Origin of the sequence: Herbinix hemicellulosilytica, assembly GCF_002904165.1 — a bacterium.
Lineage (GTDB): Bacteria > Bacillota > Clostridia > Lachnospirales > Lachnospiraceae > Mobilitalea > Mobilitalea hemicellulosilytica.
This window is the reverse complement of sequence record NZ_CVTD020000015.1, coordinates 23,757-39,793: the sequence shown is the minus strand read 5'-3', so window position 1 is coordinate 39,793 and position 16,037 is coordinate 23,757. Positions and strand designations below refer to the sequence as shown.

Here is a 16,037-nt window from a genome sequence, read left to right as displayed (position 1 = left end):
ATTAAAATTCAAGTTAATAATTTTAATATATTTAAATGTTTGAAGTTAAAAAATTATATATTACTTGCTTAAAATTATATTTTTACGATTGACTTTAATAAAGTTTCTGCTGAAATGTATTTTACAAAAAAACAGGAGCATATGTCTATATTTTTAATTAATAAAATAAATTTTAAGCCATATTGCAAGACGATACTTATTTTCTGTCAGCCAGTTCTGCTGCTATATCATCCCAATCCAGGCCAACTTCAGCCATAAGCACCATAAGATGATACAAAAAATCGGCTATCTCATAACGAAGCTCGTCAACATTTTGATTTTTTGCCGCTATAATTATTTCAGCCGCTTCTTCTCCGCATTTTTTCAGTATTTTATCAATGCCTTTCTCAAATAAATAGTTGGTATAAGAGCCTTCTTTAGGGTTCTTTTTGCGATCCATTATTACGCCATAAACACTTTGCAATATGCGGTAGGGATCGGACTCTTTATATTCATTGTTTAACAGGCCTGTATAAAAACAGCTTTTATTTCCCGTATGGCAAGCCGGACCAATCTGACGTACCTTGGCAAGAAGCGTATCTTTATCGCAATCCGTATATAAGGCTTTTACATACTGATAATGACCTGAGCTTTCTCCTTTAAGCCAAAGACATTTTCTGCTTCTTGAGTAGTAAGTCATCCGTCCTTCCGTAACAGTCCTATTATAAGCCTCTTCATTCATATAAGCAAGCATTAAAACTTCGCCGGTCTTGTAATCCTGAGTTATAACAGGTATCAAGCCGGCTTCACTTACTTTAAATTCCGAAAACGGTATTTTGCTTTCAAATACATTTACCGATATATTTTCTTCCTTTAGGGCAAGTTTTGCCTTTAAGATGTCTTTGTCTTTGTAAAACTCGGTAGTAATACCTGTAACATTGGGAATGTTCAAAAGATTTCTTATATCGTTTTTATTAAGGTCATCACGGATAATTACAGAAACCGGCGACTTGGATAGTTTACTTATAAATGCTTCGGAAGTATCAATGTGGTTTATAACTAATGTTCCTATTCCAAGTTGTTCGCAAGTTTCAAAGATTTCGTCTGATTGTAAAATGTCTTCCTGCCTGGCTTCTAGATATATTTTATTTTTTCCGAAACGTTCGGAAGCATATTTTATCAGATCCGGTTTATTAAGAAGGGAATAAGAAAGCAGTATACCGGAAGCTCCGGTATATAAAACCCTTTTAATATCATCAAAACTTTCGGCATATAAGCCGATAATGTATGGTATATCAAGAGCCCTTTTCAGATTTTTTGATAATTTTAATAACTCTTCTTTCGAATTTTCGTCTTTGGAGAAGTTATATAATATAAGTTCATCGGCACCGCTGTCGCAGTATTTATCAGCAAGACGGATTACATTGGCACTTATCTCACCCTCGGTATTTATAAGGGGGATGATTTTTTTATATGGCATAAAGAAATAACCTCCCAAATACTATTCAAACATGGAAATTGCTTTCCTTAAGTTTATTTTGTTTTCATAAAGCGCTTTGCCTATAATTGCACCATAAACGTTTATTTCTTTTAAGACTTCCAGGTCTTTTAATGAAGATATTCCTCCGGATGCTATAACATTAAGTCCGGTTTTTTCTACTATTTCCGCTGTATAATGGAGATTTGGTCCTTGCAGCATACCGTCTTTTGCGATATCGGTGTAAATGACGGTTTTAACGCCGGCTTTCTTCATTTCCATAGCCAAAGATACGGCATTATAATGGCTGAGCTTTTCCCAGCCTTCTACGGCTACTATCCCGTCTTTTGCATCAATTCCCGCAATGACGCGGTCGGGTCCGAAAATGTCGATGGCTTCTTTCATAAAACCGGCATCGGTAGCTGCTTTGGTACCTATAATAACTCTTGCAATACCTAAGTTTAGCTTTTGCTCAATATCCTTTATGGAACGGATTCCGCCTCCCAATTGCACCGGTATTTTTACATTTTTAACAATTTCTTTTATGACTTTTTCATTAACCGAATGGCCGACTAATGCTCCGTCCAAATCAACAATATGAATATACGATGCCCCGCAGGCTTCCCATTCTTTAGCAACTTTTAAGGGTACATCGGAATATACGTAAACATCATTGAAATTTCCTTGCCTTAATCTGACACACTGACCGTTTTTTATATCTATTGCCGGAAATATCTTCATCTTATCATTACCTTTCATCTGAAGTTATTTTTGGGGATTTTAAATAGTACCTTTAGTAGATAAGACATCCTGTATTCTTTCATCAAAACTTACTGCCTCATCCAAAGCCTTACCGAAAGCTTTAAATGCTGCCTCAGCTATATGATGGTTATTCTCGCCGCTTAACATTCTTAGGTGCAGATTTAATCCTGCGTTATAGGTAACAGCATAGAAAAATTCTTTAATAAGTTCGGTATCAAGATACCCGATCTTTTCAGCAGTAAATTTAAGATCATAGGAAAGATAAGGACGACCTGACAAATCTATGGCACAGCAAACCAAGGCTTCGTCCATGGGAAGCATAAATGAACCGTAACGGCGTATCCCTTTTTTGTCTCCCAAAGCCTTTTTTATGGCCTGGCCTAAGACTATACCGGTATCCTCCACCGTATGATGGGAATCCACGTAAAGATCGCCTTTGACCGTAAGTTTCATATCAAATAAGCCGTGTCTTACAAAACTGTCCAGCATGTGATTGAAAAAGCCGATTCCTGTTTCAATCTGAGAATTGCCGCTTCCGTCCAGATTAAATTCCATAAAAATATCGGTTTCTTTTGTTTTCCGGTTTATGGTTGAAATTCTACCGCCCATAAAGTTCATCCCCCTGTAAAATAAGAAACTGGCAATTATCGGTATAATATTATAAGCCTAAACGACATTTATATTAAAATAGTTTACCAATGGTTGGTTTTGATGTCAAACTTTATCTTAAATTAGGTTAATTATTAAATCTTACGGATACCGAATTGGCATGGGCGCTGAGCCCTTCGGATAAGGCAAAGGTTTCAATATCCTTATAGATTTTTTCAAGAGCATCTTTATTGTAAGAAATAATGCTGGATTTTTTAACAAAGTCATCAACACTCAAAGGAGAAAAAAATCTGGCGGTACCGTTGGTAGGCAGAGTATGATTAGGACCTGCCATATAATCTCCCAGAGGTTCACAGGAATACTCCCCTATAAAAATGGCTCCGGCATTTTTTATCTTTGTCATATCTGAATAGGGGTCTTTTGTCATAATCTCCAGATGTTCCGAAGCAATTTCGTTGGTTGCTTCAATAGCTTCGTTCATATTTTTGGCAATTAATATATAACCGTAATTTGCTAAGGACTTTTTAATTATATCGCTTCTGGACAGGGTTTTAAGGAAGTTTTCAATCTCTTCCAATACTTTATCTGCCAGATTCCTACTGGTAGTAATAAGAATTGATGAAGCCAGTTCATCATGTTCAGCCTGTGATAAAAGGTCAGCCGCCACATATCTGGGATTGGCGGTTTCGTCTGCCAAAACCAGAATTTCGCTGGGGCCTGCTATAGAATCAATGCTTACATAGCCGTAAACAGCTTTTTTGGCCAGGGCAACATATATATTACCAGGGCCTACAATTTTGTCTACCTTAGGTATACTTTCGGTACCGAATGCCAAAGCAGCAATAGCCTGGGCCCCTCCTACTTTATAGATTTCCGTTACTCCGGCTTCTTTTGCAGCCACCAATGTACCCGGATTTACCCGTCCGTCCTTATCGGGAGGGGTCACCATTACAATCCTTTTTACTCCCGCAACTTTTGCAGGTATAATGTCCATAAGTACCGTTGAAGGATAGGCGGCTTTACCGCCGGGGACATATACTCCCACTTTTTCAATAGGTGTAATTTTTTGACCGAGTATAATGCCTTCCTTTGAAGCATCTATCCAACTGTTTTGCTTCTGTTTTATATGAAATTCTTCTATATTGGCCTTGGCTTTTCTTATAATATCTATCAGTTTGGGGTCTACCTGCTTATAGGCATATTCTGTTTCTTCGTCAGTAACTTTTATATTATCTGCGTTTATATCTACTTTATCAAATTTTTTTGTATATAAAAATAAAGCCTCATCCCCATTACTTCTTACATCATTAATTATTTGGGCTACAGTTTCGTTATAGGTTTCGTACTGATGAGGGCTTCTTTTTAATAAATTTTCAAGTATTTTTTTTCTGCTTGATTCGTTAAGTTCAATAATCCGCATATTTATCCCCCTTTACGATCCGTTCTTTTTATTATTCAGATATTCTTTTAAATCTTTTATTATAGCAGAGATTCTCTCATGCTCCATTTTCATGCTGACTTCGTTAACTACCATTCTTGCGGATATATCACATATATCTTCAAGAACGACCAGGCCGTTTTCTTTTAGAGTTTTTCCTGTTTCCACTATATCCACTATTACTTCGGAAAGGCCAAGGATCGGGGCCAGTTCTATAGAGCCGTTCAGTTTGATTATTTCTACAGTCTGATGTTTTTTATTATAAAAGTAATCTTTGGCTATATTGGGATACTTGGTTGCAACTCTTATAAGTTCTCCGTGTTGAAGAAGCTTTTCGGCAGATTCCGGGCCTGCGACACACATTTTACATTTGCCAAGTCCCAGATCCAAAACTTCGTACATTTTCCTGCCTTCCTCAAGAATAGTATCTTTGCCTACAAATCCTATGTCTGCCGCACCGTATTCTACATATGTAGGTATATCGCTTGCCTTGGCTAGAAAAAATTTCAGCTTAAGTTCCTTATTTTCAAAAATAAGTTTACGGGATGATTTGTCTCTTATTTCGTCACATGATATGCCTATTTGCTCCAACAGGTCCAACGTGTCGGCAGCGAGCCTTCCTTTTGCCAGTGCAATAGTAATATATCTCATCCTTATCTTCCTTTCAGAATATACGTAAAAGGCTTAAACAAATTGAAGTCAGCCTTGCATAAGTTCTTTTACAGCTACTTTTTTTATACTCCCCTCGGAAGCATCCATAACTGAAATTTCGGTATCATTATCTATATACAATAAGCCGCCGATATTCATCCTTTTCATATATGCCAGGTAATCATTTAAATCCATGTTGTTTTTCGACAATTGTAGAATAACATTGATGCCGTCTTTCCTGAAATAATTTGCCAGGGAAATGGCTTGTTTTTTATATTCGGATTTATATATTACCAAAGTATCGGACGAATCAATCTGCGGCAGTAAATTCTGTCTTGACAAGGCCAGTATCAAACTGTCAATTACAATGGCAAGGCCGATAGCGGGACAATCCTTGCCGAATTGGCCGACAAGATTATCATATCGGCCTCCGGTTACAATAGGTTCCCCGGTTTTATATGTATAAGCTTTAAAAATAATGCCGGTGTAATAATCAAATTTGCCGGTCATACCCAAATCAAAAGATATATATTTTTCAAAACCGTAAAGGGTCATTATTTCATAAAGTTTTTCCAGTCTTTCAACAGCTTTTAAAGCCCTGGGATTTTTGGTTAATTTTTTTGCATAGTCCAAAACTTCGGAAGAACCGAATAACTCCGGAAGTTTTAAAAAGATTTCCTTAAGATCTTCGTTTATAATCTTACTTTGGACTGTTTCTTCGATACCGAACATATTCTTGTTTTCAATTAAGGTACGAAGGTTTATAACATCCTCTTTGTTCTTAAGGCCTGTTTCTTCAATAAGGGAACGGAAAAAATCGGCGTTGCCGATTTCCAGCTGAAATTCTTTTAAACCTGCCTCAAGGAGGCATTCAACGGTAAGAGCCAGCATTTCCGCATCTGCATCGATACTGTCATCGTTAAAAAGTTCTGCCCCCAGTTGGGTTACTTCTTTCAGCTTGCCCTGGTATGCGGTATTATTGATATACGTATTGCCTATATAACATAAACGGATAGGAAGTTCTTCGTCTTTATAATATTTGGCTACACATCTTGCAACGGAAGGGGTAATATCAGGCCGAAGCACCAGGGTATTTCCTTCCTTGTCAAATAATTTATACATATCTTTTGAAGAAACGGTTCCACGTTCATGGTTGAAGATATCAAAAAATTCAAAGCTTGGCGTCTGAATATCCCTGAATCCGTAAAGTTTAAGAACCTGATGTAATTTTTCCTGTATCAGAAGCTTTACTGCGCATTCCGTACTATATATGTCCCTAACACCTTCAGGGGTATGTAGCAATTTATCCTTCATAAGCAACTCCAACCTTTACAATATACTTTCATACGGTGACGTGATAATTCGCTGCCATGCTGATATGTTTTTACATTATAATTTATTTGCCTAAATAAGTCAATAAAAGATTTTAATAATTGGCCTTATGCTTTTTATTATCTCTATCAAGCAAATCTCTTTGCAGTTGCTCCAGATAGTGAATACATACGCCATTTACAACTTTTATTTGATATGACATATCCAGTTCTTCAAACCTGAAACTTTTTTTGCCTCCGTCAAGAGATCTTTGCCAAAACTTTAATAACATTTCATAGGGCATATAATAATAAATATCATATTTTTTAAAATAAATAAGCAAAAATGCTACCCCTTTTTGAGCTTCAAATTCCTTCATAAACTGAACCTGGTGTTCATGGACATTTCTTAAGCTGAAAGTATCTCCGGCACATTCTTTTGCGTCAAAGCATACCGGAACACCCTGTACAACACCGATATAATCGACCGTACTTTTTTGCTCAAAAAAAGCCAGGTCAATATGCCCCTTTTCTTTATCGATACTTATTGGGGTTATTGGGGTTGGAACTTTCTGAATTAAGGCCAGGCATTTTTCCCGGTATTTGCTGTTGGTAATATTAATCATCTCTTCCAGCATGGACCCCCGAAGGCCTCTGGATTTCCAAGATGCCATTTTGCCCCCTCCTTGCTGTTTAGTCTTCGGTAATAGATTTTATATACCAAATAAATCTTTTCGGATTTTTACAAAAATCTCAGGTTCAGGAGCTTTAAATTCGTTGCCTGACAAATTTGACAAGGGGCCGATAAGCTCCGGAAATACCAGACGGTGTGAATGTAAAAGCTGATGGGTAAGGCCATATTTCTGTCTAAACCGTTCGTTTAATGTAGGATCCCCGTACTTTGAATCTCCCAGAATTGGATGGCCTATGCTTGCCAAATGGGCACGAATCTGATGGGATTTTCCCGTAATAAGTTTAACCTGTAATAAGGTGAATTCGTCTGACAGAGCCAAAGGCTTATATTCAGTACATATATAATCTGATTCAGATGAAGCTTCTTTAGTGACGGTTACAATATTTTTATCTTTGTCCTTTTTTAGATATCCGGTAATCTGAGTAGTTTTATCTATCTTACCTTTTACTATGCACAGATAATATTTATCAATTTTTCTTTCTTTCAATAAACGTGACATTTCCTGCAAGCCTACCAAGGTTTTTCCGGCAATTAAAAGGCCGCTGGTATTCCGGTCAAGGCGGTTGCATACACTGGGCTTAAAGGTCATCAGTTGCTCTTTTGTTATCTGATTTTTAGAAAGCATATAGGATATTACATATTCTACCATAGAAAAATCATTTACAACCGCTTTTTGTGAAAGAATACCTACCGGCTTATTTATTAAAAGTATATTTTTATCTTCATAAATAATATCAAGTTCATAATCAAGAATAGCCGATTCAAGTTTTTTCGTAAACTTGTCAATGGTTTCGTCGGAAAGATAAAGTTTTATTTCATCATTTACCTTTAAAAGTTCCGATCCAGCGGCTTTTTTGCCGTTAAGGACAATATTCTTTTTTCTTAGCATCTTGTAGATAAAGCTTTTGGGAGCATTATTCAGTATTTTGAATAAAAGTTTGTCCAGCCGCTGACCGGCTTGATTTTCGTTGACTGTAATCTGTTTCATACCACACCTGCTTTACAAGTTAATAAATAATAATCTTTTTAAGATTAATTATAATATATATTTTATGTTAATTGGCATTTTTTATGGAAGAAGTTCCTTCATGGATCTGATATAGTAATCGGCAAGTTTTTTCTTTTCTTCGTCGTCGCTTTTTGAATAATCATCATACACGGCGCATACCTTCATATTTGCGCTTTTTCCTGCGATTACTCCCTGAATGACATCTTCAAATACCAGACATTTTTCCGGCTTAACACCCAAATCTTTTGCCACCAGCAGATATATATCAGGATATGGTTTTCCTCTATCTACTTCACAGGATGTCCTTATTGAAGAAAAATATCCTGAGATATTGTGCTTATTAAGCACCAGCTCTACAAGTTCCCTGGAGTTGCTTGTGGCAATACCCAGAGGAAGTTTCAATTCTTTCAAATAATCAAGAAACTCTTTTACCCCTTCTTTTAACGGCACTTCATACAGATATTTATCCCAGGCCATTTGATTCCAGTCACTTTTAATCTTTTCAAGGCTGTCAGGAAGATTAAATCTTTGTTTAAAATAAACGGCTGTTTCGGAAAAACTCATCCCTTCTATACATCTTTGAAGGTCCTCTGGAAATTCTATTCCAAATCTGGCTAAATACTCTATATCGATATTCTTCCACAACCACATGGAATCGATTAATGTACCGTCCAAATCAAAAATCACCGCATCAATATCTTTTAACATATACATTTTCTCCTTCATATGTAACGTAATACGGCATATGTTTTCACATGTAAATATTAAATATTATAATATTTATCTTTCGTTTATCAGATTTTAAATTTGCTTTTTTAAATTAGCTTCATGCTTTTATATACCGGTATTTCCAGTTTTAAATGGCTTATATTTCTCATTCTAAATTGCTATAAATATTAAATTGCTTATAAAGACTGTTTTTAATTAGGTTGTAGCCTACAAAGCAAATCTGTTTTGACAGCTGTCAAAAAAATTGCTGATTAACGCATGGTTATAGTCTTTAGATATTTTACTTCATCCTTTGTCAGGCTTCTGTATTCACCGGGTTTTAGGGTAGGATCAAGCTTAAGACCACCCATAGATAATCTTTTAAGATAAATAACTTTCTTACCGACAGCTTCAAACATCCTTTTAACCTGATGAAATTTACCTTCCTGTATAGTGAGATTTACTTCCGAAATATCGCCTGAAACCAGAACTTCAAGTCTTGCAGGCAGGCACAATTCATCTTCACCTATGGATATTCCCGATAAAAAAGCTTCCACATCTTTAGCGGTAACTTTTCCCTCAACCTTTGCATAATAAACCTTGTCCACTTCTTTTTTGGGGGATAAAAGATTATGGGCCAGGGCCCCGTCATTGGTAAGAATAAGCAGGCCTTCCGTATCTTTATCAAGCCTTCCCACAGGAAATATATCTTTACGACTGCTTTCTTTTACCAAATCGATAACCGTTTTTTCTTTATTGTCCTTTGTGGCAGATACGACTCCGGCCGGTTTGTTAAGCATAAGATATATATACTTTTCATAACTGACAATATGACCGTCAAGACTTACAGTATCGGAATCCGTATCAACTTTTTCATCGGGTTTTTTACAGGGAATACCGTTAATGCTTACTCTTCCCTTACGGATTAAATCCTTTATTTCGCTTCTTGTTCCTTTATTCATATCTGAAAGAAATTTATCTATCCTTATCCGGTCTCCCATTTTTCTAACTCCGTTTTTATTATTTGACGTAAAAGAAATATTTTAATTCTACTTATAGAATAAAACAAATAAATAAATTTACTAATAATTATGTGTAAGAAGTTTTACCTGTAATTAAACAATATATTTTAAACTGATGTCGTAACTTTGGCCAAATTACATCCATCTCCAGCCAGGAAGATACATATTTTTTAAAACATTCTTATTTAATTTGCCCCATCCCAAGGGATAACCGTCGACGCATACAAGATTAAGTCCGTCACGTCCTTCGGTTGTAAGGGTTTCGCACTTCAGATATTTGATAACATCCTGGTTGTCTGATTTTAGGTCAATAATTTGGTCATAATCGGATGACTTTAGCGCCATGGCTAAAGCCTGGGACGGCTCAAAGCGGTTTTTCTTCATTTCTCCAAGAAAAAGACCCTGCCTTAATGTCCTAAGGCCTTTCTTTTCTTCAAATCCTTCCGGTATAAGATAAACCCTGTCCTGTTGAATGTAAAATCTGTTTTGCTTAAGTAAAATATCTACATCCGATAAAGGCTTTATGCGCTTTAAAAATTCAACAGTTTCATCCGAAAGGGAAATTTTACTTTTAGGTGGGATTTTCCGGTCCTCTTTGGATGTATCATCAAAGTTTAAATCATTTGTCTTATCGTCTTTTTTTAGCAAGGCAATAAAATGGCCCTCTCCGTTTATTTTGTGAGGCCATAGTCTTAAGCAGTGTTTTAATTCTTCGGGACCGTTAACCCATTCGGGTTTTCCGAAATCAAATCCGTCATATGATACACCGAGCCTTTGTCTTTCTTCAGCATCAGGTAAAGCTTCAACCACATGAAACTCCGGGCATTCTTTTAGCAGGAAAGCTATGGTACCCTCATTTTCTTCCGGTGAAAAAGTACAGGTTGAATAAAGCATCATTCCGCCCGGTTTTAGCATCCTGGCGGCATGAATAATTATCTCTTTTTGAAGTTTATTATAGTAATCAACCCCGTACTGCTCCCAGTTTTGCATAATGGAAGGGCTTTTTCGAAACATACCTTCGCCTGAACAGGGAGCGTCTACGAGTATTTTATCAAAAAATTCGGGAAAATACTCAGCCAGTTTATTAGGGGATTCTGAAATTACAAAAGCATTCGATATTCCGAATAATTCAATGTTTTTTAATAAGGCTTTGGCTCTGGAACTGCTTATGTCATTGGATACAAGCAGGCCTTTGCCCTTTAGTTTTGCTCCCAATTCGGTACTTTTTCCGCCGGGAGCGGCACATAAATCCAGTACCTTCTCACCCGGTTTTACCGGAAGAAGGCTGGCAGGAGTCATGGCACTGGGTTCCTGAATATAATATAATCCTGCATAATAGTAAGGATGTCTTGCGGGTTGATCGTTAATGTCATAATAATACCCGTTAGAAACCCAGGGAATTTTCTTTATAGAAAAAGGACAAAGATTTTCGAATTCTTCCGGAGATATTTTAAGGGTATTTACTCTAATTCCGCCAAAATGCGGTTTGTCGTAGCATTTTAAATACTCCTCATATTCATCCCCTAAAAGATTTCTCATCCTGTCCTCAAATAATTTTGGTAATTTCATATATTCACCATCCGTTATTGCAAGCTTTGTGCCCTGTATCTTTGTGCCAGCAAATCCAGATTTTTGCTGAATTTTTCAAGTTCTTCGGTATCATTCATCTGATAAATCCTGAAAAACTCGTCCTGAATCTTTAAAACTTCCTGTTTGTTGGCAACCTTATACAGGTTCTGTATATTGTTAAGAATATCTGCAACCATATTTGCTTTAATGGTAAAGGAACTCTGGGCATCCATAATTTCATCCCTGATTACGCTCATTTCCCTGTCAAGAATAAGAATTGCTTCTGCTGCCGAAGTAAGCCTTTCTCTTATGTGTTCAGGCATATTCTGTTTGTACTTATATTGCAGCGAATGTTCAATAGTAGCCCAAAAGTTCATGGCCAGGGTCCTAATTTGTATTTCAACCTGAAGCCGCTTTGTCCCTTTAAGGGTTTCCACATCATAAAATACCGTAATATGATAAGAACGGTATCCGCTCTTTTTCATATTCTCGATATAGTCAATCTCGTTTTTAATAATCATATCAGATCTGTTTCTTATGATATCTGCCACTTTATAAATATCTTCAACAAACTGGCATATTATTCGGATTCCTGCTATATCATCTATCTTATCCTCGATTTGCTCAAGGGGAATATTCTTTTTTTGGGCTTTTTCCAGTATACTGGATATGGTTTTAACTCTTCCGGTTACCTGTTCGATAGGGGAATAACCGTATAAATGACGATATTCTCTTATTATATGATTAAATTTTACAATCAGTTCATCCACTGCCAGGGCATACGGGTCCAGAATTTCTCTCCACAACTGTATCTCCATAATGTTTTACCTCCCATAAATACCTTCAACACATATATTCTACATTTGTAGAATATACAATACAAATTACATTTCCAATGTCAGCATCATCATTGACAACAATGCCAGCCCTGCCGTTTCCGTTCGTAATATTCTTTTTCCCAGGGATATGGGTATAATGTTATATTCTTTAGCAAGCTCAACTTCCGAGCTTTCATATCCGCCTTCAGGACCTATGAATATTCCGGCTGTCCGGCAGTCCTTTAACCCAGATAAAGCATCCTTAGTGGCACTCATTCCTTTTTCGTTTTCATAAGGAATGACTTTCAAATCCATCCCTGATGCATAAAGTACAGCTTCCTTAAAAGACATAACAGGCAGTACTTTCGGTATAATGCCTCTTTGGGACTGTTTTGCGGCATTTTCAGAAATTGCCTGCCACCGGGATATCTTTTTGTCTTCTTTTTTGGCGTCGGAATATTTGACCACACATCTCGCAGTCATAACAGGAACTATTTCGTAAACCCCAAGTTCCACGGCTTTTTGTATAATCAGTTCCATTTTGTCGGACTTGGGAATTCCCTGAAACAAGGTTATCTTAACAGGTAATTCGGTTTCAGTTTCCTGTATAGATTTTATATGAGTTTCTATTTCCCGGTCGGACACCTTATTAATTATACAATAACAATCTTTTCCTTGTCCATTACAAATTATAAGCTCGTCACCGGGTTTCATGCGAAGTACGTTTTTAATGTGATTAACATCAGGGCCGGTTATAATTATTTTATCATCCAGGATTTTTTCATTATCTACGTAAAAGCGATGCATATGGTCTCCTTTACTAAAATTACTTTACAACAATGAATATTATACCATATTGTTTAAAATAAGACAAACATCTGTTCTGAAATATTAATACAATGTTAACATATTTGACTTATATAAAACAAAATACCTATATATCATAAACATAACGCTTGTAGACAGACTGCAAAAATATGATTTGAAAGGAAGACATATGATGAAATTTGCTAAGATACTTTTTATAACTCTTATTGCTGCAGTCATTTTTTATGGCTGTAAAAAAGATGAAGGAAAAACCGTAATACCTGATAAAGTAAATAAAGATATAATATCTGAAGAAGCAGCTAATAATGAATTAGGTAATAATACCGGGCTTAATGATAATATAACTGAAAATGCAGATAATCCCGAAGATGATAATACTTTAAACAATGAGGACAAAAAACCGAATATATCGGAGACGGCAGATGAAATATCTTCTGCCGATAAAAACGGTAACAAGACCAAAAAAGAGGATTACGGCAAAAACGAATCTTTTGAATTGGAGCCAGCAAAATTAACCGTTGAAATTGAAGGAACCACTGAGGAAATTGATGCCGTATCTTATACCAGCCCCTTAGGATACCGGATTATATTTGATTCTGAGCGGTTTAATTTAAGCAGAGAAAAAGACGGTTCCGACAAGTTTACGGCCAATAATCAGGACTCTGACGGATATCCCGATGTATATATAAATATTAATATATTGCCTGAAATGCCAAACAGCGACACCATTACCACCGATGGGAAAGATGCCGCTGAGTATGTTGGCGAAGTTTCAATAGGATCATATACAGCCGGTCATTATAAGTATAAATCCGGCAATAACTGGAATTCGATTATTAAAGATTATTATATAATTAATCAAGACGATAAAAATTTCATAATCGAATGCGGGTATTTTCTTGAGGCTCAGGAAGGTTACGGGGCAAGAATTGAAGCCATGCTAAAAACAATAAAGGTGTCAGGCACTGTAAACTAGGCCGACAAAGCCATTATTGTTAAATTTATTTGCTTACAGTACCTGCCACCATTACCCAATCTCCCATCCTATTAACTTCAATTATTTTATAATTATTTTTTTCCAAAGCGGCTTTTACTTCATCTTCTTTTGTATTAATTATGCCCGAACATATAAATAAACCGCCGTCTTTTATGTTATCTTTTATTATTCCGGAAAGTGGAATAATGACATCGGCCAGAATATTGGCTACTACCAGATCGAATTTATCTTTACCGATACGGGTTCTGATTTCTTGATCTTCGATTAAATTTGCCGTAGCAAAAGCTACCGGGGTATTGGGCATATCATTTTCATGCACGTTCCATTCCGATGCATTAATATTATTCACCTGGGCATTTTCCAAAGCGGATTTTGTGGCTATAGGATCTATATCAACACCCAGCACATAACCTGCGCCAAGCTTACTTGCTATAATGGATAATATTCCGCTTCCGCTGCCAGCATCCAAAACTGTGTCATTTTGCTTCAGATACTTTTTAAGAGCCAGGATACATAGTTTTGTTGTTTCATGAGAACCTGTACCGAAAGAAATACCGGGGTCTATTTCAATAACCAAATCATCCGGTTTCTTTTCGGTCAGTGTCTCCCAGGTAGGTTTAATGACAATAGAGTCGTCTATACGGAAAGGTTTGAAAAATTCCTTCCAGTTATTTATCCAGTCTTTGTCTTCGGTATCGGATATTGAAATATTACCGCTGCCTACGGAAACAAATTCGGAAATTTCTTTTAAACCTTCTTTTACTCTCATAAGCAATGAAACCAAATCATCGGCAGGATCGACATAAAAGCTGACTTTGGCGGTATTGTCGCCTTCATTGACAATAGGAAGTATATCTACAAACATCTGTTTTTTTTCTTCCTCGGTAAGCGGTACATTATCTTCTATTTCAATTCCTTCAATGCCTAAATCATACAGCATTCCGCTGATAAAATCCACCGCTTCGCTGGTGGTTTCCAAAGTAATCTTAGTCCATTTCATATTTGCTTCCCTTTTTCCTTACTTCCAAAATTTTCGTTTGCTTTTTCCGTTTTCTTCCTTGTCGGTATTAACGCTCTTACCGTTTAAGGAATCTTCAAATTTTCTTAGAAGTTCTTTCTGTTCTGCGGTAAGATTGGTAGGTACCTGAACTACCAGGGTTACGTAGTGGTCTCCCCGAATATTTTTATTCCTTAATGAAGGAACGCCTTTTTCTCTGAGTCTTATTTTTGTATCGGTCTGAGTTCCGGGTTTTACTGTATATATGACGTCTCCGTCAACGGTACTTATACGGATATCTCCTCCTAAAGCTGCAGTAACAAAGGATATAGGAGCCGTAGAATAAATGTCATAATCTTTTCTTTGGAAAATGGGATGTCTTGCCACTTCCACATCCACCAGCAAATCTCCTCTGGGTCCTCCGTTAAGGCCTGGTTCACCTTTCCCTCGTATTCTGATACTTTGACCGTTATCAATACCTGCAGGTATAATTACTTTTATTTTTTTTCTTCCCGAAACATATCCGGTACCGTAGCAGTCGGGGCATTTTTCTCTGATTATTTTACCCGTTCCTCTGCAGTCCGGACAGGTCTGCTCGCTTCTTATCATACCAAACAGGGATTGCTGAGTATATATAACCCGACCTCTGCCGCCACATTTAGGACAGGTTTCGGGACTGGTTCCGCGTTTGGCACCGGTTCCGTGACAGGATTCACATTCGTCTTTGAGATTTAATTCCAATTCTTTTTCCGTACCGAATACGGCTTCTTCAAAAGTTATTCTTACAGAAGTTCTTATATTTGCACCCGGTACCGGCCCGGTATTGGCTCTCCTTGAGCGGCTTCCGAAAAGATCTCCGAATAAATCTCCGAAAATATCTCCCATATCAAAACCGGAGAAGTCAAATCCACCGGCTCCTCCGCCTACGTTTTCAAAGGCGGCATGGCCGAACTGATCGTATTGCCTTCTTTTTTCCGGATCACTTAGTACGGCATAGGCTTCGGATGCTTCTTTAAATTTGGCTTCGGCAGTTTTATCTCCGGGGTTGGCATCGGGATGATACTGTTTTGCCAGTTTCCTGTATGCCTTTTTTATTTCTTCTTCCGTCGCATTTCTGCTGACACCCAAAACCTCATAATAATCTCTTTTTTCAGCCATCTTATCCTTCA

16 protein-coding genes are annotated in these 16,037 nt (G+C 36.9%); 1 reads left to right on the top strand and 15 read right to left on the bottom strand.

Annotation, left to right across the window (positions count from 1 at the left end; translation table 11 throughout):
- Positions 1 to 196: 196 nt before the first annotated feature.
- From hisIE to HHT355_RS05220, 13 genes are all read right to left on the bottom strand, one after another.
- Entirely contained in the window at positions 197 to 1,459 is a 1,263-nt protein-coding gene (hisIE, locus tag HHT355_RS05280) for a bifunctional phosphoribosyl-AMP cyclohydrolase/phosphoribosyl-ATP diphosphatase HisIE (protein WP_103202388.1), read from the bottom strand.
- Positions 1,460 to 1,480: 21 nt separating this feature from the next.
- Entirely contained in the window at positions 1,481 to 2,197 is a 717-nt protein-coding gene (gene hisA / locus HHT355_RS05275) for a 1-(5-phosphoribosyl)-5-[(5-phosphoribosylamino)methylideneamino]imidazole-4-carboxamide isomerase (protein ID WP_103202387.1), read from the bottom strand.
- Between the two features lie 39 nt (positions 2,198 to 2,236).
- Positions 2,237 to 2,827 carry an imidazoleglycerol-phosphate dehydratase HisB gene (hisB, locus tag HHT355_RS05270; RefSeq protein WP_103202386.1) on the bottom strand — a complete coding sequence of 197 codons (591 nt, stop codon included), beginning with the start codon at positions 2,825 to 2,827 and terminating at the stop codon, positions 2,237 to 2,239.
- A 127-nt stretch (positions 2,828 to 2,954) separates the two neighbouring features.
- Positions 2,955 to 4,247 carry a histidinol dehydrogenase gene (gene hisD / locus HHT355_RS05265; RefSeq protein ID WP_103202385.1) on the bottom strand — a complete coding sequence of 431 codons (1,293 nt, stop codon included), beginning with the start codon at positions 4,245 to 4,247 and terminating at the stop codon, positions 2,955 to 2,957.
- 12 nt (positions 4,248 to 4,259) lie between these two features.
- Positions 4,260 to 4,916: an ATP phosphoribosyltransferase gene (gene hisG / locus HHT355_RS05260; RefSeq protein WP_103202384.1), complete on the bottom strand. Its 657-nt coding sequence runs from the start codon at positions 4,914 to 4,916 to the stop codon at positions 4,260 to 4,262.
- A gap of 48 nt (positions 4,917 to 4,964) precedes the next feature.
- Positions 4,965 to 6,230: an ATP phosphoribosyltransferase regulatory subunit gene (hisZ, locus tag HHT355_RS05255; RefSeq protein WP_103202383.1), complete on the bottom strand. Its 1,266-nt coding sequence runs from the start codon at positions 6,228 to 6,230 to the stop codon at positions 4,965 to 4,967.
- Between the two features lie 112 nt (positions 6,231 to 6,342).
- A complete protein-coding gene (locus HHT355_RS05250) occupies positions 6,343 to 6,900 on the bottom strand; it encodes a Holliday junction resolvase RecU (RefSeq protein WP_103202382.1) in 558 nt (185 codons plus the stop codon).
- A 39-nt stretch (positions 6,901 to 6,939) separates the two neighbouring features.
- Complete coding sequence (locus HHT355_RS05245; RefSeq protein WP_103202381.1) at positions 6,940 to 7,908, bottom strand: RluA family pseudouridine synthase; 969 nt, start codon at positions 7,906 to 7,908, stop codon at positions 6,940 to 6,942.
- Between the two features lie 81 nt (positions 7,909 to 7,989).
- The gene (locus tag HHT355_RS05240; RefSeq protein WP_103202380.1) at positions 7,990 to 8,637 is read right to left on the bottom strand and encodes an HAD family hydrolase; all 648 of its coding nucleotides are present in this window, start codon (positions 8,635 to 8,637) and stop codon (positions 7,990 to 7,992) included.
- Positions 8,638 to 8,909: 272 nt separating this feature from the next.
- A complete protein-coding gene (locus HHT355_RS05235; RefSeq protein WP_103202379.1) occupies positions 8,910 to 9,638 on the bottom strand; it encodes a pseudouridine synthase in 729 nt (242 codons plus the stop codon).
- A gap of 156 nt (positions 9,639 to 9,794) precedes the next feature.
- Entirely contained in the window at positions 9,795 to 11,228 is a 1,434-nt protein-coding gene (locus HHT355_RS05230) for an RsmF rRNA methyltransferase first C-terminal domain-containing protein (RefSeq protein WP_103202378.1), read from the bottom strand.
- 14 nt (positions 11,229 to 11,242) lie between these two features.
- Entirely contained in the window at positions 11,243 to 12,046 is an 804-nt protein-coding gene (locus tag HHT355_RS05225; protein ID WP_103202377.1) for a GTP pyrophosphokinase, read from the bottom strand.
- Positions 12,047 to 12,112: 66 nt separating this feature from the next.
- Positions 12,113 to 12,853, bottom strand: a complete 741-nt coding sequence (locus HHT355_RS05220) for a 16S rRNA (uracil(1498)-N(3))-methyltransferase (RefSeq protein WP_103202376.1) — start codon at positions 12,851 to 12,853, stop codon at positions 12,113 to 12,115.
- A gap of 190 nt (positions 12,854 to 13,043) precedes the next feature.
- On the opposite strand from HHT355_RS05220, the gene HHT355_RS05215 reads away from it, so the two are divergent.
- The gene (locus tag HHT355_RS05215) at positions 13,044 to 13,850 is read left to right on the top strand and encodes a hypothetical protein (RefSeq protein WP_146039171.1); all 807 of its coding nucleotides are present in this window, start codon (positions 13,044 to 13,046) and stop codon (positions 13,848 to 13,850) included.
- Positions 13,851 to 13,875: 25 nt separating this feature from the next.
- Here HHT355_RS05215 and prmA read toward each other — a convergent pair whose 3' ends face one another.
- Complete coding sequence (prmA, locus tag HHT355_RS05210) at positions 13,876 to 14,871, bottom strand: 50S ribosomal protein L11 methyltransferase (RefSeq protein WP_103202374.1); 996 nt, start codon at positions 14,869 to 14,871, stop codon at positions 13,876 to 13,878.
- Between the two features lie 18 nt (positions 14,872 to 14,889).
- Positions 14,890 to 16,026, bottom strand: a complete 1,137-nt coding sequence (gene dnaJ / locus HHT355_RS05205) for a molecular chaperone DnaJ (RefSeq protein WP_103202373.1) — start codon at positions 16,024 to 16,026, stop codon at positions 14,890 to 14,892.
- Between the last annotated feature and the right edge of the window lie 11 nt (positions 16,027 to 16,037).

Excerpts from the sequence above, each read along its gene's own strand:
- hisIE (WP_103202388.1), bottom strand. The coding sequence starts at position 1,459 with ATGCCATATAAAAAAATCATCCCCCTTATAAATACCGAGGGTGAGATA.
- hisA (WP_103202387.1), bottom strand. The coding sequence starts at position 2,197 with ATGAAGATATTTCCGGCAATAGATATAAAAAACGGTCAGTGTGTCAGA.
- hisB (WP_103202386.1), bottom strand. The coding sequence starts at position 2,827 with ATGGGCGGTAGAATTTCAACCATAAACCGGAAAACAAAAGAAACCGAT.
- hisD (WP_103202385.1), bottom strand. The coding sequence starts at position 4,247 with ATGCGGATTATTGAACTTAACGAATCAAGCAGAAAAAAAATACTTGAA.
- hisG (WP_103202384.1), bottom strand. The coding sequence starts at position 4,916 with ATGAGATATATTACTATTGCACTGGCAAAAGGAAGGCTCGCTGCCGAC.
- hisZ (WP_103202383.1), bottom strand. The coding sequence starts at position 6,230 with ATGAAGGATAAATTGCTACATACCCCTGAAGGTGTTAGGGACATATAT.
- HHT355_RS05250 (WP_103202382.1), bottom strand. The coding sequence starts at position 6,900 with ATGGCATCTTGGAAATCCAGAGGCCTTCGGGGGTCCATGCTGGAAGAG.
- HHT355_RS05245 (WP_103202381.1), bottom strand. The coding sequence starts at position 7,908 with ATGAAACAGATTACAGTCAACGAAAATCAAGCCGGTCAGCGGCTGGAC.
- HHT355_RS05240 (WP_103202380.1), bottom strand. The coding sequence starts at position 8,637 with ATGTTAAAAGATATTGATGCGGTGATTTTTGATTTGGACGGTACATTA.
- HHT355_RS05235 (WP_103202379.1), bottom strand. The coding sequence starts at position 9,638 with ATGGGAGACCGGATAAGGATAGATAAATTTCTTTCAGATATGAATAAA.
- HHT355_RS05230 (WP_103202378.1), bottom strand. The coding sequence starts at position 11,228 with ATGAAATTACCAAAATTATTTGAGGACAGGATGAGAAATCTTTTAGGG.
- HHT355_RS05225 (WP_103202377.1), bottom strand. The coding sequence starts at position 12,046 with ATGGAGATACAGTTGTGGAGAGAAATTCTGGACCCGTATGCCCTGGCA.
- HHT355_RS05220 (WP_103202376.1), bottom strand. The coding sequence starts at position 12,853 with ATGCATCGCTTTTACGTAGATAATGAAAAAATCCTGGATGATAAAATA.
- HHT355_RS05215 (WP_146039171.1), top strand. The coding sequence starts at position 13,044 with ATGATGAAATTTGCTAAGATACTTTTTATAACTCTTATTGCTGCAGTC.
- prmA (WP_103202374.1), bottom strand. The coding sequence starts at position 14,871 with ATGAAATGGACTAAGATTACTTTGGAAACCACCAGCGAAGCGGTGGAT.
- dnaJ (WP_103202373.1), bottom strand. The coding sequence starts at position 16,026 with ATGGCTGAAAAAAGAGATTATTATGAGGTTTTGGGTGTCAGCAGAAAT.